This is a genomic window from Citrobacter youngae, from assembly GCF_003818115.1.
GTDB lineage: Bacteria > Pseudomonadota > Gammaproteobacteria > Enterobacterales > Enterobacteriaceae > Citrobacter > Citrobacter youngae.
This window is the reverse complement of sequence record NZ_RPOI01000004.1, coordinates 213535-232012: the sequence shown is the minus strand read 5'-3', so window position 1 is coordinate 232012 and position 18478 is coordinate 213535. Positions and strand designations below refer to the sequence as shown.

Here is an 18478-nt window from a genome sequence, read left to right as displayed (position 1 = left end):
AGCGGCTTCCTTCAGCCTCGCATCGGTCTATGATTAGACCCAGACAATAAAAAAATGTGAGGCAATGTCGTGGATAAGGAACTACTGGATGCAGGTTACCGGGCCTATACCGGCGAGAAGATTGATGTCTATTTCAACACGGGGATGTGCCAACATTCGGGTAATTGCGTACGAGGAAGCGCAAAGCTTTTTAACCTGAAGCGTAAACCGTGGATCATCCCGGATGAAGTCGATGTTGCGACGGTTATCAGGGTTATTGATACCTGTCCGAGTGGTGCACTGAAGTATCGCCAGAAATAAGTGAGGGAACCATGGAAATTCTTGCAGGCCACAACAAATTTTATGTGAACGATGCTGAAGGCAAGCAGGTCGCCGAGATTGTTTTTGTGCCGACGGGCGAGCATCTGAGCATCATTGAGCATACCGATGTCGACCCCAGTCTGAAAGGTCAGGGCGTGGGTAAGCTGCTGGTAGCGAAGGTGGTGGAGAAAATGCGCGCTGAAAACCGCAAAGTTATTCCGCTGTGTCCGTTTGCCAAACATGAGTTCGATAAAACTCGCGAGTACGACGATATTCGCGCCTGATTATCACACGAGCGCCGGAACGCATCCCCGCTATCCGGCGCATCACTGCCGATGCAGCAGATCCTGATAAATCCCCGTCAGTACCCCTTGTGGGCCAAACTCTTTTTTAATCCACTGCGTTACGCGACCGGTTGCTGCGTGCTGGGTTGCCAACAGCATGCGTGAATCCTGACGCGGGTTGTGGATCTGCCGCGTGACCAGCAGCGACTTTTCCATCGCTTCGCGTACCATATAGTCCGGTAAAAAGCCGATGCCTTCACCCAGAATCTGGCACTGACACTTGGTATTAAAATCAGGAACCAGAATCGACTCCTGTCCGTGTAACAGCCAGCCGACCTTCTTGTTAATGGTGTGCGCGGTGTCTTCCACCATGATGTTCGGGTACAGGCGCAGCTGGCTCTCAGAAATAGGTTCAGGCATAAAGGCGAGCGGATGATCCGGGGCAATCGCAAACGACCAGCGGATCGCGCCAATCTCAGTGTAATCAATGCCGCCGCCGTCCAGTAACGTATCGGGCGCGCCGATAGCGATGTTGGCGAGGTTGTTGATGATCGAATCCCAGACGCCGTTATACACCTCGGTGGTGACGGTTATCTGGCAGGTCGGAAACTGCTTTTTGAGTACCTGTAACAGCCGTGCAGTATGCTGTGGGGTATACAACAACTGGTTAATGCAAATGCGTACCCTCGCTTCAATTCCCTGGGCGATAGTATCGATGCTGCGCTTGATGGCGTGGAAGTCATTCAGCAGGTCGGTTGCTTTGCGAAAGAAGTAGCGACCGGACTCGGTGAGCTCAATGCTGCGGGTACTGCGAGTAAACAGCACCACATCGAGCCCCATCTCCATACGTTTGATGGTGTAGCTGATGGCCGACGTTGTTAAGCCAAGCTCCTCAGCGGCCTTGCTGAAACTGCTGTAGCGCGCTGCCATCGTAAAGGCCAGCAGGTTTTCCTCGGTAAAAATTGAATTCATCCGTTCTCCCCTCAGACCATGCTGCGATGTCCACGATACGATGATTGTTGAATGTATTTGTAATCCTTATCGAGAGCAATCAGTTTTGAACAGAATTTAACACTAGGGTTACATTTGATTTGAAGGCAATCACACTTCTGTATTTTAGTTGCGACCCGCTATCCGTGCTGCATACCGCCTGATTTCCCCAGGCTCTGATTCATCGCTAAAACGGCTTCCGTCATAAGGGAAAGATTGCACTACAGCACGTTTTACTCTCATTATTAAATTTGATTCAACAATCGACACGCTTACGATGAATGAAATTTAAGCGGATGTTATTCTCTAAACTCTGTTGCTATTCTCAGGTTATCGGAAATATGAAGAGTCTAAAAAACTGCAGGAGAGTGATTATGTCAGAGAAAGAACTTATTACTGAATTTCTGCTGGCGGCAGAACAGGGTAACGTCGAAGGATTAAAATCCTGTCTGGAAAAAAATGTGGATATTAATGCCACCAACCGTCAGGGCCGTACTGCCATAATTATTGCCAGCCTGAATAAGCATTACGATTGTGTTTCTTTATTGATTGCCGCCGGTGCTGATATTAATAAGCAAGATCAAACCTGCTTTAATCCATTCCTGATTAGCTGCCTGACAAATGACTTAACGCTACTGCGTTTGGTATTACCGGCTAACCCGGATCTTGAGCGTCTGAGTCGTTTTGGCGGTGTCGGCATTACGCCTGCCAGCGAAAAAGGTCATGTTGAGATCGTGCGCGAGCTGCTGCTGCATACCGATATTAATGTCAACCACACCAATTTCGTTGGCTGGACGCCGCTGCTGGAAGCTATCGTACTTAACGACGGCGGCGCGAAGCAGCAGGAGATCGTCAAGCTGCTGCTCGACCATGGCGCGAACCCGCACATGACGGATAAATACGGTAAAACCCCGCTGGAACTGGCGCGGGAGAAAGGTTACCACGAAATTGCCGAGCTGCTGATTGCCGCCGGAGCCTGACAGAGGAGCGCCGCTATCGCCACGCCATCACGGCGATGCGTTCGGGCGCTAACCGCCGACGGCGCGTTTCTCGCTTTCCGGGGAACGGGGCGGGTTGAACAGGTTTTTTCCCACGCGGTAAACCTGTTGATACCTGAACAGCAGCGGCTGCTGACGTTATTGAGTGAAGATTGTGATAACGCGCCTAACAGCTGTCGGCTGGCGCTGACGCATTGTGAAGACCTGTTTTACCCTGGTGAACGGGTCAGTTTTACCGAGTCGGGGATAGCCGTTGGCAACGATAAATGGATAGAAACTTCCGGTTGTCTGCCGTGGCACATACCACGGTGGACGCCAGATACAGTAAGCCTCGCCGCAGTTTACTGGCAGCGCTGGGAAGGGGTTATCCGCCAACAGCTAAGAAGCGACGACACATTATTTCTGTACCTGGGTGACAATCCGTTTTTTCAGGAAATCACCCGTCAATTACGCAACCGCCGACAAACATTACTGACGGCGTTGCGTACAGGAGAAAATATCTCTACAGCGGTCAGCCATTTAATTGGTCTGGGGATTGGGCTGACGCCATCATCGGATGATTATTTAGTTGGTCTAAGTACCATCTTATTTATTCCAGGACACCCGCTGGGAAAATATCGGGGAGAGTTTTTAGCCGCCTTGCAGCGTGACGGAAATAATACGACATTACTCAGTAAAATTACGCTGGAGGAGGCTTTTCATCAGCGCTATCGGGAAAGTGTCGCACGACTGCTGAACCATATTATTAATGAGCAACAACCCGTTTCTACGCAATATATAACTGATATTAAAAATATCGGCTCAAGTTCTGGCTGCGACATGCTGTACGGCATGGCAGATGCCTGCGCCCTGAGCCACAGATCCGGAGGGAATTATGTCGATCAGGATAGTTGTTAAAAAGAATACGTACTTTGATTCTGTCTCACTGATGTCTATTTCAACACGCGCAAATAAGCTCGATGGTGTGGAGCAGGCGTTCGTGGCGATGGCGACAGAAATGAATAAGGGCGTGCTGAAGAATCTCGGCTTGCTCACGCCTGAACTGGAAGAGGCGAAAAGTGGCGATCTGATGATTGTCATTAAAGGCGCCAGCGAAGCGGCGAACGAGCAGACGCTGGTGGCGATTGAGGATCTGTTCACGCATAAAGAGCAGGGCGGCCAGCACGAAGCGCGCTATGCCACGCTGGCCAGCGCGAAGAAACATGTTCCTGACAGCAACCTGGCGGTGATCTCGGTCAATGGCCTGTTTGCCGCGCGTGAAGCGCGTCAGGCGCTGCAAAATAACCTCAACGTGATGTTGTTCTCTGACAACGTCTCTCTTGAAGACGAGCTGACGCTTAAGCAACTGGCGCACGAAAAAGGGCTGTTGATGATGGGGCCAGACTGCGGAACCGCCATTATTAACGGCGCGGCGCTGTGTTTTGGCAACGCAGTGCGTCGCGGCAACATCGGAATTATTGGTGCGTCCGGTACCGGTAGCCAGGAACTGAGCGTACGCATTCACGAGTTTGGCGGCGGGATTTCCCAACTGATTGGCACCGGTGGACGCGATCTGAGTGAAAAGATTGGCGGCCTGATGATGCTTGACGCGATTGGCATGTTGGAAGCCGATCCGCAAACCGAAATCATTGCACTGATCTCCAAACCGCCTGCACCTGCGGTGGCCCGCAAGGTACTGGAACGTGCACGCGCCTGTCATAAGCCCGTGGTGGTGTGTTTCCTTGGACGTGATGCCGCGCCTGCGGATGAAGTGGGGCTGCAGTTCGCACGTGGCACCAAAGAAGCTGCGCTGAAAGCGGTACTGCTGACAGGCGTGAAAAAAGAGAGTCTGGATCTGCATCCGCTCAACTGGCCGCTGATTGAAGAGGTTCGCGCCCGTCTGACGCCACAGCAAAAGTACATCCGTGGCTTGTTCTGCGGTGGCACGCTGTGCGATGAAGCGATGTTTGCCGCCATGGAAAAACATGCTGAAGTGTACAGCAACATTCATCCGGACCCGGCATTCCGCCTCACGGATCTCAATCGCAGCGTCGCGCATACCTTCCTTGATTTCGGTGATGATGATTTCACCAACGGTAAACCGCACCCGATGATCGATCCCACCAACCGCATTAGTCGTCTGTTGCAGGAAGCGCGCGATCCTGAAGTTGGCGTGATCGTGATGGATTTCGTCCTCGGCTTTGGATCGCATGAAGATCCGGTTGGCGTAATGCTCGACGCGATCGTTGAAGCCAAAGCGATCGCCGCCGCAGACGGTCGTCCGCTTGAGATCCTCGGCTATGTGCTGGGAACCGATCAGGATACGCCATCGCTGGAAAAACAGTGTCAGATGCTGACTGATGCTGGTGTTATCTGGGCGAGCAGTAGCACCAACACCGGATTGCTGGCGCGTGAATTTATCTGTAAAGGGGAGGAAGCCTGATGAGCCAGACGCTGTTTAACCAGCCGCTGAATGTGATTAACGTCGGTATCGCGATGTTCAGCGATGACCTGAAAAAGCAGAACGTTCCCGTGACCCAGCTCGACTGGACGCCGCCGGGCCAGGGCAACATGCAGGTGGTTGCGGCACTGGACGAGATTGCCGATTCGCCGCTGGCAGACAAAATCGCTGCAGCTAACCAGCAGGCGCTGGAACGTATTATCCAGTCGCATCCGGTGCTGATTGGTTATGACCAGGCAATCAATGTCGTGCCGGGGATGACCCGTAACACCATCCTGCACGCCGGGCCGCCAATCCGCTGGGAAAAAATGTGCGGCGCAATGAAGGGCGCGGTCACCGGGGCGCTGGTGTTTGAAGGCCTGGCGAAAGATCTGGATGAAGCCGCCGAACTGGCCGCCTCGGGCGAAATTATCTTCTCTCCGTGCCACGAGCATGACTGCGTTGGCTCGATGGCGGGTGTGACGTCAGCATCCATGTTTATGCACATCGTTGAGAACAAAACCTACGGCAACCGCGCATATACCAATATGAGCGAGCAGATGGCGAAGATCCTGCGCATGGGCGCGAACGATCAGAGCGTTATCGATCGTCTGAACTGGATGCGTGATGTGCTGGGCCTAATGCTGCGCGATGCCATGAAGCTGGCGGGAGAAATAGACTTGCGCCTGATGCTGGCGCAGGCGCTGCACATGGGCGATGAGTGTCATAACCGCAATAACGCTGGGACGGCGCTGCTGATTCAGGCGCTGACGCCGTGGATCATTCAGACCGGTTATCCGGTTGAGCAGCAGCGTGAGGTGTTCGAGTTCGTCCTCAGCAGCGATTACTTCTCCGGGCCGACCTGGATGGCGATGTGTAAAGCCGCAATGGACGCCGCCCACGGTATTGAATACAGCACCGTGGTGACGACGATGGCGCGTAACGGCGTTGAGTTCGGTCTGCGCATTAGCGGCTTACCGGGTCAGTGGTTTACCGGTCCGGCGCAGCAGGTGATTGGCCCGATGTTTGCAGGCTACAAGCCGGAAGATTCCGGACGTGATATTGGCGATAGCGCGATCACCGAAACCTACGGCATTGGCGGTTTCGCCATGGCGACGGCGCCGGCCATCGTGGCACTGGTGGGTGGTACGGTCGAAGAGGCCGTTGATTTCTCTCGCCAGATGCGTGAAATCACTCTCGGCGAAAACCCCAACGTCACCATTCCGCTGCTGGGTTTCATGGGCGTACCGACCGCTATCGATATTACGCGCGTGGGCAGCACCGGCATTCTGCCGGTGATTAACACCGCAATTGCGCACAAAGACGCGGGGATCGGTATGATCGGCGCCGGAATAGTCCACCCGCCGTTCGCCTGTTTTGAAAAGGCGATCCTCAACTGGCGCGACCGCTACTGCCAATAACAACAATCGGGGCTAACGCGGTTAGCCCCACAGTAGCGAAGCGAAAAACGTTGCTTACCTGCAGGGCTGGGCGATCTTCGCGATCGCAAACGATGCTTAACCTGTTAAGGATATTCCATGAACAGCATAAAACTAGAATGGAAACGTGGTGACTGGGCAGCTTACTTTGGGCTGATGACCAACAACCTGACTAACCTGCTGACAATGATGGGGCTGCTCATTTTTGTCGTCGGGATCCCTACCGAAATTGTCTATGGTCGCATTGCGCCTGCCTTTGGTCTGGCGGTGCTGGTGGCCAGCGTCTGCTACGCCTGGTTTGGCCTGCAGATGGCAAAGCACACCGGGCGTAAAGACGTGACGGCGCTGCCGTCCGGACCGAGCGCACCGTCAATCTTTACCGTCACCTTCCTGGTACTGATGCCGGTTTATCAGCAAACCAAAGATGCCAACTTTGCCATCCAGATAGCGTTGGTGTGGTGCTTTGTCGAAGCGTTGATCCTGGTCGGCGGCTCCTTCCTGGGCGAGACCATCCGCAAGATGATCCCACGTACGGTACTGCTTTCTTGTCTGTCCGGCCTGGGACTGTTGCTGCTGGCGATGAACCCGATGCTGCAGGCATTCGAAGCGCCGACCGTCTCCTTCATCGTCCTGTTGCTGATCTTCATTAACTGGTTCGGTAAGAAGCCGATTTTTGCCCGCATTCCTACCGGCTTGCTGCTGCTGATTGCCGGTACGGCCCTGGCGTGGATCTCCGGTTTACAAAGCCCGGAAGCCATTAAAGCGTCGATGTCTTCCTTTGGCTTCAACCCGCCGGAAATTCATGTCGACAGCTTCTTGCAAGGCTTGCCGCATGCACTGCCGTATCTGGCTTCTGCGGTTCCTCTGGGTCTGGCGAACTACATTTTCGACCTTGAGAACATTGAAAGTGCGCACGCGGCGGGGGATGAGTACAACACCCGTAAGGTGATGATGGCGAATGGCTTTGCCTCCATGCTCGGCTGCATGCTGGGCAATCCGTTCCCGGTGACCGTGTATGTTGGGCATGCGGGCTGGAAAGCGATGGGCGCCAGCATCGGCTATACCCTCGCTTCAGGCATCACCATGTTCCTGGTACCGCTGTTTGGGCTGGGCGCGTTTATGCTCGCCATTATTCCGATGACTGCGATAGTGCCGATTCTGGTGTTTATCGGTGTGGTGACCGCCAACCAGGTGGTACGAGAAACACCCAAAGTAGAGGTTCCCGTCATCTTCATCTGTCTGTTCCCGTGGATTGCCAACTGGGCATTGACCATCGTTAACAGCGTGATGGGCGCCGCCGGAACCTCTGCGGGGAAACTGGGCAGTGACCTGCTGCACAGCAAAGGCGTCTATTACGACGGACTGGTGCATCTGGGAAGCGGCGCGCCGCTGGCCAGCATGCTGTGGGGCTGTGTCGCTATCTTCGCCATTATGAATAAGCCGCTGCGCGGGGCGATTGCCGCAGCCTTTGGGGCACTGCTGTCGCTGTTTGGCGTGATCCACTCCCCGGCAGTTGGCTTTGCTGAGGGCAGCTCGATGATGTTTGTTGTGGCCTACCTGATGATGAGCGGCATGTTTGTCCTCAAGCATGTTCTTGATAGCCGTGAAGCGGTGACTGCGCCTGAGCAGGAACCGACGAAAACGACCTGAATCGCCTGTAAGCGGAAGATAACACTATGAAAGAACTTGTGGTCGTTGCCATTGGCGGCAACAGCATTATCAAAGATAACGCCAGCCAGTCGATTGAGCACCAGGCTGAAGCGGTGAAGGCGGTGGCGGATACGGTGCTGGAGATGTTGGCATCGGACTACAACATTGTGCTGACACACGGTAACGGGCCGCAGGTGGGGCTGGATCTCCGACGTGCGGAAATCGCGCACGAGCGTGAAGGGTTGCCACTCACCCCGCTGGCAAACTGCGTCGCAGATACGCAGGGGGGCATCGGCTATTTGATCCAACAGGCGCTGAACAACCGTCTGGCACGACGCGGCGAGCAGAAGGCGGTCACGGTGGTCACGCAGGTGGAGGTCGACAAAAACGATCCCGGTTTTGCTAACCCGACCAAGCCTATCGGGGCGTTCTTTAGTGCAGCGCAGCGCGATGAGTTGCTGCGGGTCAATCCAGGCTGGCGCTTTGTTGAGGATTCGGGGCGTGGCTACCGCCGGGTTGTGGCTTCCCCTGAACCAAAACGTATTGTTGAAGCAGAGGCGATCAAAACGCTGACCCAGCAGGGGTTTGTAGTGATTGGTGCGGGTGGTGGTGGCATCCCGGTGGTGCGTAGCGATCAGGGGGATTACCAGAGCGTGGATGCAGTGATTGATAAAGATCTCTCCACGGCGTTGCTGGCACAGGAGATCCGCGCCGACATTCTGGTGATCACCACCGGCGTAGAGAAAGTGTGTATTCACTTCGGCAAACCCAACCAGCAGGCGCTGGATACGGTGGATATTGCGACAATGACCGGCTACATGCAGGAAGGTCACTTCCCGCCGGGCAGTATGTTACCCAAAATCGTTGCCAGCCTGACGTTCCTGGCGCGCGGCGGTAAGCGGGTAATCATCACCACGCCGGAATGCCTGCCCGCCGCACTGCGCGGTGAAACGGGCACCCATATTGTCCATTCCTGAGAGGAGATGCGAATGAAGGAAAGTAACAGCCGCCGCGAGTTTTTAAGTCAGAGCGGGAAAATGGTCACTGCTGCTGCGCTGTTTGGCGCAGTGGCTCCGGTCACGTATGCTGCTAATCCTGTCGGGAACACCTGCGGGTCGAAGAGCACTATGACGATTAACGATAAGCACTATTACCTGGATAACGTCCTGCTGGAAGCGGGGTTTGATTACGAAAACTCGGTGGTGGTACATACCCGTACCGCGCTGCAAACCGTTGAAATCCAGGACGGGAAAATTGTTGCGCTGCGCGAGAATAAGCAGCATCCGGATGCGGCGCTGCCGCACTACGATGCGGGTGGAAAGCTGATGCTGCCCGCCATGCGCGACATGCACATCCATCTGGATAAAACCTTTTACGGTGGTCCCTGGCGTTCGCTGAACCGTCCGGCGGGTACCACCATTCAGGATATGATCCGCCTGGAACAAAAGCTGCTGCCTGAACTCCAGCCTTATACGCAGGAGCGGGCGGAAAAGCTTATCGATCTGCTGCAATCAAAAGGCACCTCGATTGCCCGCAGCCACTGCAATATAGAACCGGTTTCCGGACTGAAAAACCTGGAGAACCTGCAGGCGGTGCTGGCGCGTCGCCAGCCGGGTTTTGCCTGTGAAATTGTGGCATTTCCACAGCATGGTCTGCTGTTATCAAAATCTGAACCGTTAATGCGTGAAGCGATGCAGGCGGGAGCGCAGTATGTCGGCGGTCTGGACCCAACCAGCGTGGATGGGGCGATGGAAAAATCCCTCGACACCATGTTCCAGATTGCGCTCGATTACAACAAAGGCGTGGATATCCATCTGCATGAAACCAGTCCGGCGGGCGTGGCGGCGGTGAATTACATGGTAGAAACGGTGGAGAAAACGCCGCAGTTAAAGGGCAAACTGACCATCAGCCACGCGTTTGCGCTGTCTACGCTGAACGAACAGCAGGTGGATGAACTCGCAACCCGCATGGCGGCGCAGCAAATTACCATTGCCTCGACGGTGCCGATTGGCACGATGCACATGCCGCTAAAACAGCTGCGCGACAAAGGCGTGGAAGTGATTACCGGCACCGACAGCGTGATTGACCACTGGTCGCCGTACGGCCTGGGAGACATGCTGGAGAAGGCGAATCTGTACGCGCAGCTCTATATTCGCCCGAATGAACTCAACCTGTCGCGGGCGCTGTTTCTCGCCACCGGCGATGTGCTGCCGCTCAACGATAAAGGCGAACGCATCTGGCCGAAAGCGCAGGATGAAGCCAGCTTTGTGCTGGTGGATGCCTCCTGCTCGGCGGAAGCGGTCGCGCGAATCTCCCCACGCACTGCGACCTTCCACAAAGGGCAACTGGTGTGGGGGAATGTCGCAAGCTAGTTTGGTTTTCCGCGCAGCGGCTATCGCTGCTGCGCTCCCATATATTAACCGACGATCCCCATATAGCCGTGAATCCCCATATATACGCCGACCATCGCGATGAGCACGCTGGAAAAATAGGGCGCTTTGCGTGCCAGCGTGTTAAATCCGCTCCAGCGTTTGGCCGCCTGCTGCACGCTGATTGCCGCGCCCACGCCCACCGTTACCAGCGTTATCGCCAGCCCGAGGCTAAAGCACAGCACCATCGTTGCCCCCAGCGTAAAGGCTTTGAGCTGGATACAAATCAGCAGTACCGTAATGGCCGCAGGACACGGGATTAACCCGCCGGTCAGGCCAAACAATAAAATTTGGCCGTTGGTGACCTCTTTGCCCGCAAAGCGGCGCTGAATATCGGTGGCATGTGCGCGTTCGTGCGCGTCCTGATACTCTTTCGAACCCTCGCTCAGCCCTGCTAACGCGGCATGGTTATGATCGTGGTCATGGTGATGGTGATGATCGTCATCGTGGTCATGATGGTGGTGGTGATGATCGTCATGATCATGGTGGTGGTGATGCCCGTGATCGTGGTCGTGATGCGTCTGGGCCAGCCAGTTCTGCTCTCCCTGCCAGGTGCGCCAGAACATCCAGAATGCGGTCCCGAGAATAATTATCGCCGAGACAAATTGCAGCCAGGGCTCAACGGCCTGGGCGGTAAACGCTTTGCTGATATACATCCCGCCGAGCGCAATCAGCCATACTACGGCGGTATGCGACAGCGTTGCTGCCAGCCCCAGCATCACCGCCTGTTTGATGGTCCCCTTAATAGCAATAATAAAGGCCGCCATCATCGTCTTGGAATGCCCTGGTTCCAGACCGTGCAACACACCTAATAGAATCGCGCTGGGAATGAAAAACCAGGCGTTGCCTTGCTGAAGAAGCGTAGAAAACTCACCCATGAGAATGATTCTTAGTTGTTTAATTTCGCCTGATTCTACTCCCCCCCAGTATCAAATACTACCCCCCAGTAGAATGTCGATGGTATTGTCCCTACAGTCAGACGTTAAAAAAGGTATTGCAATGTCACATACGATCCGCGACAAACAAAAGCTGAAAGCCCGAACCAGTAAGATTCAGGGCCAGGTAGCGGCGTTGAAAACCATGCTGGATGAACCGCATGAATGCGCGGCGGTATTGCAGCAAATAGCGGCGATCCGCGGGGCGGTAAATGGATTAATGCGCGAAGTGATTAAAGGTCATCTGACCGAGCACATTGTGCATCAGGGCGATGAAATAAAGCGTGAAGAGGATTTGGACGTTGTCCTGAAGGTACTGGATTCGTACATTAAGTAAGGCGGAGGGCGGCTCATCCACGCACTGATGAATGAGCCGTTGATAACGTCATTTAGCCAAAAAACATCACGGATACGCACAACAGACCGACAATCAACGTTATCAGGTTACCCACTGAACGGTACGGCTTCAGCGCCGGGATCAGATAGGTCGATAATGTCGGCATGATGAACAGAATCATGGCAATCAGCGGCCCACTGATCGCGTAAATCATTGAAATGGCATTAGGGTTAATGCAGCAGATGATAAACGTGATAGCCGAGACCAGCATAATGGACAGGGCGCGGTTAAAGGCCCGGCTTTTCTTCACACCTACCTGATGCAGCGACGTTTTTACAACTTCTGTCGCCCCTTCAATTACGCCAAAGTAGGTGCCGAGGAACGATTTTGACATCGCCACGACGGCAACAATAATCCCGGAGATTGACAGCCAGGCCGGCGCGTTTGGCATCATCGATAGTGCTGACAGAATGGTCACGCCTTCATTTTTTGCATCCTCGATATAGTTTGTCGGAATCGAAAGCAAACAGCTGAAAACGAAAAACAGCACGCTCAGGCAGATGATGACGTAGGCTACCTTCATGATTTTTTTGCATTTACCCATGGCCTGCTCGCCGTATTTCTCACGTCGATCAATGGCGAACGTGGAGATAATTGGCGTATGGCTAAAAGCGAAAACCATCACGGGAATAGATATCCAAACCTGATGAAGCGTGTGCTGATCGACAGACATCTGGCCGGTGAGTAGCGTTGGCTGCCAGCTTCCGGTCAGGTAGAGTGAAAGGAACAAAAAATACGCGATGAGCGGGAACACCAGAAAGCCCATCACCCGGATGGTGGCCTGGCGACCCATCAGAAAAATTAAATTCAGCACCAGTACCACGCCGAGACTTACCAGCATGCGAATGCGTAGATCAATCTCGATATGTTTTGCCAACTGTTCGGTGAGTGAATTGGTTATCGCCACGGCGTAGATCAGCACCACCACAAAGAAGGCAATAAAATAAAGCGTCGTGATCAGGCTGCCTATCTTCTTGCCATAGTAGTGGGTGACCGCGCCGGTGATCCCTTCACCTGCAGAGGTTTTTGACGACAGGATAAACTGGCACAGCGCCTTGTGCGGCCAGTAGGTTAAAGGCCAGGCGACGAGTGCGGTGATAAACAGTACCACCGCGCCTGCAGAACCCAGCTGTATGGGAAGGAAGAGGGTTCCTGCGCCGACGGCAGTCCCATATAGTGCGAAGCTCCAGAGAGTCTCTTCTTTTGACCAAAATTTCGACATTATTTGAACGTATCAACTATAAAATAAACAAAAAGAAGCGCAATTTACCACAAATAAGAGGGGCTGGGGGAGGTGTGAACAAGCGGGCTGGTGAATGGATGAATAGCCGGAACCGAGAAGATTCCGACTATTATTTTAATTATCAGGCAGTAACGCGCTGCTGGCGACGCTTCATAACACGCTCGCGTAACGTGTCATAAGCCCAGTTATAGAACATGGTGTACGGCAGGAAGAACAGGAAGAAACCTATTTCCAGCGTGAATGCCTGAAACAGGCTGACGTTCAGCACATACGCCACGATGCTCACCCCGATCACAATAAAACCACTCTCAAAACCTAACGCGTGGAATGCGCGTACTTTCGCCGTACGTTTCACCAGATGTGACGGCCATAAGCGGTCAAACAGGGCGTTATATATGATATTCCAGATCATTGCTGTCGTTGCCAGCAGAATGGTCAGCCCGCCCATTTCCAGTACCGAGCGCTGCATCAACCATGCGGTGGTTGGTGCGAGAACAGCGGTGGCAATGCCTTCAAAGCAGACGGCATGAAAAATGCGCTCCATTAACGAGCGACGTTGGACTGTATCGTGTTGCATAACCTAAAACCTTCTTTGATGCCCGAATAACGGAATGGTGGCAATTTTATCGTTTTATGTGATATCTAAAAGATAGTATCCATCGATAAAGTAGATAGTTCATGCGTTACTCTCCCGAAGCGTTAACGGCATTTGTAGAGACCGTTTCCTGCGGCTCATTTTCTGCTGCGGCCCGGCGGCTGCGCAAAAGCCAGTCCACCATCAGTACGGCCATTGCGCATCTGGAAGCCGACCTTGGTTTTGCGCTGTTTGACCGTTCATCACGCCAGCCAACGCTGACCGAAGAAGGTAAGCGGGTGCTGGGTTATGTGCAGGCCATTCTGTCAGCGAGCGATCGTCTGGACGAAGCGGCGATTTCGCTGTCGGGTGAAACGGAAGCGCGTTTGACCTTCGTGTTGTCAGATACGCTGCATCCGGATGTGTTGGAAGAACTTATGGTGCAGTTTGACCGTAAGTTTCCTCATACCGAGTTTGAATGTCTGATTGGTGAAGACGAGGACGTGATCGATCTGCTGCAAAAAGGACGTGCTCAGGTGGGGTTGATCGAAGCGCGGGAGGATTACCCGACCGACATGGGCGTCACGCGCCTGCCGATGCAAACCTGGATGGGATTATACGTGGCGGCATCGCATCCGTTGGCAGCTCAAGAAAAACTGCAGTGGGAGCAGCTGCATACCTGGCGCGAGCTGCGTCTGAACACCTATCTGGAAAGCCGTACCAACGTGGCGCGCGGCCCTGTGTGGTCTGCTCCCAACTATTTGTTGCTGCTGAGTATGGCGGTTCAGGGATTCGGCTGGTGCGCGCTGCCTTGCGCGCTGGTTGAAGAATTTGCCGCAGAAAAGCCGCTGGTTCCATTGACGCTGCCCGGTTGGCCAAAGGCTATCTCTATCGATCTGTTGTGGAATAAGAAATCCCCGCCAGGCGTGGCGGGAAGTTGGTTGCGCGACCATTTACAGCAGAGTGGCGTTCAGATGACCAATAAATGATACGAATTTCCTTTGTGATAAAAATCACCGTTTTTAAACAACCTTGATAACTCTTTTTAACAATCATCTACTATTGCGGTGTTATTTTGCGCTGAGGTGGTGATGAAAGAGGTTGTGATAGTCGGGGCGTTACGGACACCGATTGGCTGCTTCCAGGGGACGCTGGCGCGCCACTCTGCCGTTGAATTAGGTAGCATGGTGGTCAGGGCGTTACTGGAACGCACGGGCGTGGACGTTCATGCCGTGGATGAGGTGATCCTCGGACAGGTGCTTACTGCAGGTGCCGGGCAGAATCCGGCACGTCAGTCTGCCATCAATGGTGGGCTACCCAATACCGTTTCCGCCATCACTATTAACGATGTCTGTGGCTCGGGCCTGAAAGCGCTGCACCTGGCGACCCAGGCTATCCAGTGTGGCGAAGCCGACATTGTGATTGCGGGCGGGCAAGAGAATATGAGCCGTGCCCCGCATGTCCTTACCGATAGCCGCACCGGTGCACAGCTGGGGAACAGCCAACTGGTCGACAGCCTGGTACATGACGGTCTGTGGGATGCCTTCAACGATTATCACATGGGCGTTACCGCGGAAAACCTGGCGCGAGAATACGGTATCAGCCGCGAATTGCAGGATGCTTACGCGCTGCACTCGCAGCATAAAGCGCGGATGGCAATTGATGCCGGACGCTTTAAAGATGAAATCGTGCCGGTGGTAACGCAGCGTAACGGGCAATCATTGGTGGTGGATACCGACGAGCAGCCGCGTACCGATGCCAGCGCCGAAGGACTGGCGCGTCTGGATCCTACCTTTGACAGGCTCGGTTCGGTAACGGCAGGTAACGCGTCATCCATCAATGACGGCGCCGCTGCGGTGATGATGATGAGTGAGGCCAAGGCGCAAGAGTTGAACTTACCGGTACTGGCGCGCATTCGCGCCTTTGCCAGCGTCGGGGTCGACCCTGCGCTGATGGGGATTGCGCCAGTGTATGCGACGCGCCGCTGCCTTGAGCGCGTCGGCTGGCAACTGGCGGATGTCGATTTGATTGAAGCCAATGAAGCCTTCGCCGCGCAGGCATTATCCGTTGGGAAAATGCTGGAGTGGGATGAACGGCGGGTAAATGTGAACGGCGGAGCCATTGCGCTCGGTCATCCGATTGGCGCATCAGGCTGCCGGATTCTGGTTTCACTGGTACATGAAATGGTGAAGCGTCGGGCGCATAAAGGGCTGGCAACGTTATGTATCGGCGGCGGCCAGGGGGTGGCACTCGCTATCGAACGAGATTAATACCCGTCATACTTCAAGCTGCATGTGCGTTGGCTTTACTCGGCCTTTGGCCTCGCCCCTTCGGGGCCAGCGCAAGCGCTGTTCAAAACGGCCGGGAAGTTTTGTCCTGCAACTCGAATTATTTAGGGTTTATATTTTTCTCCTCAAACAGTTTTCTGCCGTGTTATCTCTTCCTCTATAAAAAAGCCCTCCAGCAGGAGGGCAAGGCCAGTTACAGAAACATACACTCTAAACACAGTCAACTTATCAAAACATTGTTTCATTTCATGTGATTAACTGCGCACTTTGTTAGAAAAGGTGTCTTATCGGCCTATAAACTCGGCTGAATTTTCCATTTTTTATCCCCACCTCTAGTGAATGAATAAATTTATCTTATTGTTATTAAATGATTTTATTTAAACCTATTTCGCTATTTATACGCGCTGGCGTGATCGCACTTACACTTTTGATAATAAGATGCGGAAAAAGTGAAACATCGTTTTAGTTATAATTGAAAACCCGTCCCGGGAGGGATATCATGAACGCATTAGGTAAAACGGAACGGCGTTTTGCTATCGCTCAAGAATTCACGGTCAATTTATCACTGGAGGTAAATGTGGACGTAAGACAAAGCATCCATAGTGCGCATGCGAAAACCCTGGATACCCAGGCGCTGCGTAATGAGTTTTTGGTAGAAGAAGTGTTTGTCGCAGATGAATACACCATGGTCTACAGCCACATCGACCGCATCATTGTTGGCGGCATTATGCCTGTGGGCAAAACCGTCTCTGTGGGTGGTGAAGTTGGCAAACAGCTGGGCGTAACCTACTTCCTGGAGCGTCGTGAGTTAGGCGTGATCAACATCGGTGGACCGGGCACGATTACCGTTGACGGTCAGTGCTATGAAATTGGTCATCGCGATGCGCTGTATATCGGTAAAGGGGCAAAAGAAGTTGTTTTTGCAAGCATTGACCCTGCAAAACCCGCCAAGTTCTATTATAACTGCGCGCCGGCACACATGACTTATCCAACCAAAAAAGTGACCCCAGCCGACGTTGCGCCAGTGACGTTGGGTGATGATCTCACGAGTAACCGCCGTACCATCAACAAGTATTTTGTGCCGGACGTACTGGAAACCTGCCAACTGAGCATGGGCCTGACCGAACTGGCGCCGGGCAACCTGTGGAACACCATGCCGTGCCATACCCATGAACGCCGTATGGAAGTCTATTTCTACTTCAATATGGAAGAAGACACCTGTGTCTTCCACATGATGGGGCAGCCTCAGGAAACGCGTCATATTGTGATGCACAACGAGCAGGCGGTGATTTCTCCGAGCTGGTCAATTCACTCCGGCGTCGGCACAAAAGCGTATACGTTCATTTGGGGCATGGTCGGCGAAAACCAGGTCTTTGATGATATGGACCATGTTGCAGTCAAAGATCTGCGCTAGTTGCGGGCGACAGCCTTGCCTGCCTGTGGCGGGCATTATAAAAATTTAAGGATTTATAATGATTTTGAATGCATTCTCTCTTGAAGGTAAAGTCGCCGTTGTGACGGGTTGTGACACCGGTCTGGGTCAGGGTATGGCGCTGGGCCTGGCGGAAGCGGGCTGCGATATCGTGGGTATCAACATTGTTGAGCCGACTGAAACCATCGAACGTGTTACCGCCCTGGGCCGCCGTTTTTTAAGCCTGACCGCCGATCTGCGTCAGATTGATGGTATTCCGGCACTGCTGGAGCGTGCGGTCGCAGAATTCGGTCATATCGACATTCTGGTCAACAACGCCGGTCTTATCCGTCGTGACGATGCTATCGACTTCAGCGAAAAAGACTGGGACGACGTGATGAACCTGAACATTAAGAGCGTGTTCTTCATGTCTCAGGCGGCGGCGAAGCACTTTATCGCGCAGGGTAATGGCGGCAAAATTATCAACATCGCCTCTATGCTCTCCTTCCAGGGCGGCATCCGAGTGCCGTCTTACACCGCGTCTAAAAGCGGCGTAATGGGCGTCACCCGTCTGATGGCCAACGAGTGGGCAAAACATAACATCAACGTGAATGCGATCGCGCCGGGTTATATGGCGACCAATAACACGCAGCAACTGCGTGCTGATGAGCAGCGTAGCGCCGAAATTCTCGATCGTATCCCGGCGGGCCGTTGGGGTCTGCCAAGCGATCTGATGGGGCCAGTAGTGTTCCTGGCGTCCAGCGCATCTGACTACATTAACGGTTATACCGTTGCGGTCGACGGTGGGTGGCTGGCGCGTTAATTTACCGTCCAGCATCAACAAACCCTGCCAATGGCAGGGTTTTTTTTGGTATTAAGTTATTTTAATCCATATTCTGTTTATAAATTAATCCATACATAATTATATATGTATGGGTTTGCAATAATTAATACTCTTTAATATCAGTGCATTAAATTTAATTGAGTAATTAGCGATAAATTTTAAAATTGGAATATCCATCACATAACGATGTGGTGCAGCAATTTTATCCATGTTTTTGCCGTTTCCCGCCTGACGCTTCCTGCAAGGGATCCCTTACTTTCATCGACATGGCTTACTC

18 protein-coding genes are annotated in these 18478 nt (G+C 53.4%); 14 read left to right on the top strand and 4 right to left on the bottom strand.

The window, feature by feature from the left end:
* The first annotated feature begins 69 nt into the window (after positions 1–69).
* Both yjdI and EHN13_RS03395 read left to right on the top strand, forming a co-directional pair.
* Positions 70–300: a 4Fe-4S mono-cluster protein YjdI gene (gene yjdI, locus EHN13_RS03400; RefSeq protein ID WP_005123368.1), complete on the top strand. Its 231-nt coding sequence runs from the start codon at positions 70–72 to the stop codon at positions 298–300.
* Positions 301–311: 11 nt separating this feature from the next.
* A complete protein-coding gene (locus tag EHN13_RS03395) occupies positions 312–584 on the top strand; it encodes a GNAT family N-acetyltransferase (RefSeq protein ID WP_101741591.1) in 273 nt (90 codons plus the stop codon).
* A 42-nt stretch (positions 585–626) separates the two neighbouring features.
* Here EHN13_RS03395 and EHN13_RS03390 read toward each other — a convergent pair whose 3' ends face one another.
* Positions 627–1556, bottom strand: coding sequence for a LysR substrate-binding domain-containing protein (locus EHN13_RS03390; RefSeq protein WP_005123372.1), 930 nt, complete (start codon positions 1554–1556; stop codon positions 627–629).
* Positions 1557–1948: 392 nt separating this feature from the next.
* Here EHN13_RS03390 and EHN13_RS03385 point away from each other — a divergent pair, with 392 nt between their 5' ends.
* From EHN13_RS03385 to EHN13_RS03355, 7 genes are all read left to right on the top strand, one after another.
* Positions 1949–2554 (top strand): ankyrin repeat domain-containing protein, encoded by a 606-nt coding sequence (locus EHN13_RS03385; protein ID WP_048213131.1) that lies wholly within the window; start codon positions 1949–1951, stop codon positions 2552–2554.
* Between the two features lie 126 nt (positions 2555–2680).
* Complete coding sequence (locus tag EHN13_RS03380) at positions 2681–3469, top strand: oxamate carbamoyltransferase subunit AllH family protein (protein ID WP_124020885.1); 789 nt, start codon at positions 2681–2683, stop codon at positions 3467–3469.
* Positions 3447–4994, top strand: coding sequence for an acyl-CoA synthetase FdrA (fdrA, locus tag EHN13_RS03375; protein ID WP_124020884.1), 1548 nt, complete (start codon positions 3447–3449; stop codon positions 4992–4994). Before EHN13_RS03380 ends, fdrA begins: the two co-directional genes overlap by 23 nt.
* Positions 4994–6412: a YlbE family protein gene (locus tag EHN13_RS03370; protein ID WP_124020883.1), complete on the top strand. Its 1419-nt coding sequence runs from the start codon at positions 4994–4996 to the stop codon at positions 6410–6412. The genes fdrA and EHN13_RS03370 overlap by 1 nt, the downstream gene beginning before the upstream one ends.
* A 117-nt stretch (positions 6413–6529) precedes the next feature.
* Positions 6530–8080, top strand: a complete 1551-nt coding sequence (locus EHN13_RS03365) for a hypothetical protein (RefSeq protein WP_003840986.1) — start codon at positions 6530–6532, stop codon at positions 8078–8080.
* Positions 8081–8106: 26 nt separating this feature from the next.
* Positions 8107–9057, top strand: coding sequence for a carbamate kinase family protein (locus EHN13_RS03360; RefSeq protein ID WP_124020882.1), 951 nt, complete (start codon positions 8107–8109; stop codon positions 9055–9057).
* 12 nt (positions 9058–9069) lie between these two features.
* Positions 9070–10452 (top strand): amidohydrolase family protein, encoded by a 1383-nt coding sequence (locus EHN13_RS03355; RefSeq protein ID WP_124020881.1) that lies wholly within the window; start codon positions 9070–9072, stop codon positions 10450–10452.
* A 44-nt stretch (positions 10453–10496) separates the two neighbouring features.
* Here the strand turns inward: EHN13_RS03355 and EHN13_RS03350 are convergent, their stop codons facing one another.
* Entirely contained in the window at positions 10497–11387 is an 891-nt protein-coding gene (locus EHN13_RS03350) for a nickel/cobalt efflux protein RcnA (protein WP_048213125.1), read from the bottom strand.
* 121 nt (positions 11388–11508) lie between these two features.
* Between EHN13_RS03350 and rcnR the strand changes: the two genes are divergently transcribed.
* Positions 11509–11781, top strand: a complete 273-nt coding sequence (rcnR, locus tag EHN13_RS03345; RefSeq protein ID WP_003825567.1) for a Ni(II)/Co(II)-binding transcriptional repressor RcnR — start codon at positions 11509–11511, stop codon at positions 11779–11781.
* Positions 11782–11833: 52 nt separating this feature from the next.
* On the opposite strand, the gene EHN13_RS03340 is transcribed toward rcnR, so the two are convergent.
* Complete coding sequence (locus EHN13_RS03340; RefSeq protein ID WP_115601522.1) at positions 11834–13063, bottom strand: amino acid permease; 1230 nt, start codon at positions 13061–13063, stop codon at positions 11834–11836.
* 142 nt (positions 13064–13205) lie between these two features.
* Positions 13206–13661, bottom strand: coding sequence for a multidrug/biocide efflux PACE transporter (locus tag EHN13_RS03335; RefSeq protein ID WP_048213123.1), 456 nt, complete (start codon positions 13659–13661; stop codon positions 13206–13208).
* 101 nt (positions 13662–13762) lie between these two features.
* On the opposite strand from EHN13_RS03335, the gene EHN13_RS03330 reads away from it, so the two are divergent.
* From EHN13_RS03330 to kduD, 4 genes are all read left to right on the top strand, one after another.
* A complete protein-coding gene (locus EHN13_RS03330; protein ID WP_048213122.1) occupies positions 13763–14647 on the top strand; it encodes a LysR family transcriptional regulator in 885 nt (294 codons plus the stop codon).
* A gap of 102 nt (positions 14648–14749) precedes the next feature.
* On the top strand, positions 14750–15928 hold the full coding sequence (locus EHN13_RS03325; protein ID WP_003033912.1) for an acetyl-CoA C-acetyltransferase: 1179 nt from the start codon (positions 14750–14752) through the stop codon (positions 15926–15928).
* A 595-nt stretch (positions 15929–16523) separates the two neighbouring features.
* On the top strand, positions 16524–17360 hold the full coding sequence (gene kduI / locus EHN13_RS03320; protein WP_124020925.1) for a 5-dehydro-4-deoxy-D-glucuronate isomerase: 837 nt from the start codon (positions 16524–16526) through the stop codon (positions 17358–17360).
* 58 nt (positions 17361–17418) lie between these two features.
* On the top strand, positions 17419–18180 hold the full coding sequence (gene kduD, locus EHN13_RS03315; protein ID WP_003033923.1) for a 2-dehydro-3-deoxy-D-gluconate 5-dehydrogenase KduD: 762 nt from the start codon (positions 17419–17421) through the stop codon (positions 18178–18180).
* Positions 18181–18478 lie beyond the last annotated feature (298 nt).

Bases quoted from the DNA above. Each gene is read 5' to 3' on its own strand.
- EHN13_RS03350 (WP_048213125.1), bottom strand. From the start codon at position 11,387: ATGGGTGAGTTTTCTACGCTTCTTCAGCAAGGCAACGCCTGGTTTTTC.
- fdrA (WP_124020884.1), top strand. From the start codon at position 3,447: ATGTCGATCAGGATAGTTGTTAAAAAGAATACGTACTTTGATTCTGTC.
- EHN13_RS03360 (WP_124020882.1), top strand. From the start codon at position 8,107: ATGAAAGAACTTGTGGTCGTTGCCATTGGCGGCAACAGCATTATCAAA.
- EHN13_RS03365 (WP_003840986.1), top strand. From the start codon at position 6,530: ATGAACAGCATAAAACTAGAATGGAAACGTGGTGACTGGGCAGCTTAC.
- EHN13_RS03340 (WP_115601522.1), bottom strand. From the start codon at position 13,063: ATGTCGAAATTTTGGTCAAAAGAAGAGACTCTCTGGAGCTTCGCACTA.
- EHN13_RS03330 (WP_048213122.1), top strand. From the start codon at position 13,763: ATGCGTTACTCTCCCGAAGCGTTAACGGCATTTGTAGAGACCGTTTCC.
- EHN13_RS03325 (WP_003033912.1), top strand. From the start codon at position 14,750: ATGAAAGAGGTTGTGATAGTCGGGGCGTTACGGACACCGATTGGCTGC.
- EHN13_RS03390 (WP_005123372.1), bottom strand. From the start codon at position 1,556: ATGAATTCAATTTTTACCGAGGAAAACCTGCTGGCCTTTACGATGGCA.
- EHN13_RS03395 (WP_101741591.1), top strand. From the start codon at position 312: ATGGAAATTCTTGCAGGCCACAACAAATTTTATGTGAACGATGCTGAA.
- EHN13_RS03370 (WP_124020883.1), top strand. From the start codon at position 4,994: ATGAGCCAGACGCTGTTTAACCAGCCGCTGAATGTGATTAACGTCGGT.
- rcnR (WP_003825567.1), top strand. From the start codon at position 11,509: ATGTCACATACGATCCGCGACAAACAAAAGCTGAAAGCCCGAACCAGT.
- EHN13_RS03355 (WP_124020881.1), top strand. From the start codon at position 9,070: ATGAAGGAAAGTAACAGCCGCCGCGAGTTTTTAAGTCAGAGCGGGAAA.
- EHN13_RS03385 (WP_048213131.1), top strand. From the start codon at position 1,949: ATGTCAGAGAAAGAACTTATTACTGAATTTCTGCTGGCGGCAGAACAG.
- EHN13_RS03335 (WP_048213123.1), bottom strand. From the start codon at position 13,661: ATGCAACACGATACAGTCCAACGTCGCTCGTTAATGGAGCGCATTTTT.
- kduD (WP_003033923.1), top strand. From the start codon at position 17,419: ATGATTTTGAATGCATTCTCTCTTGAAGGTAAAGTCGCCGTTGTGACG.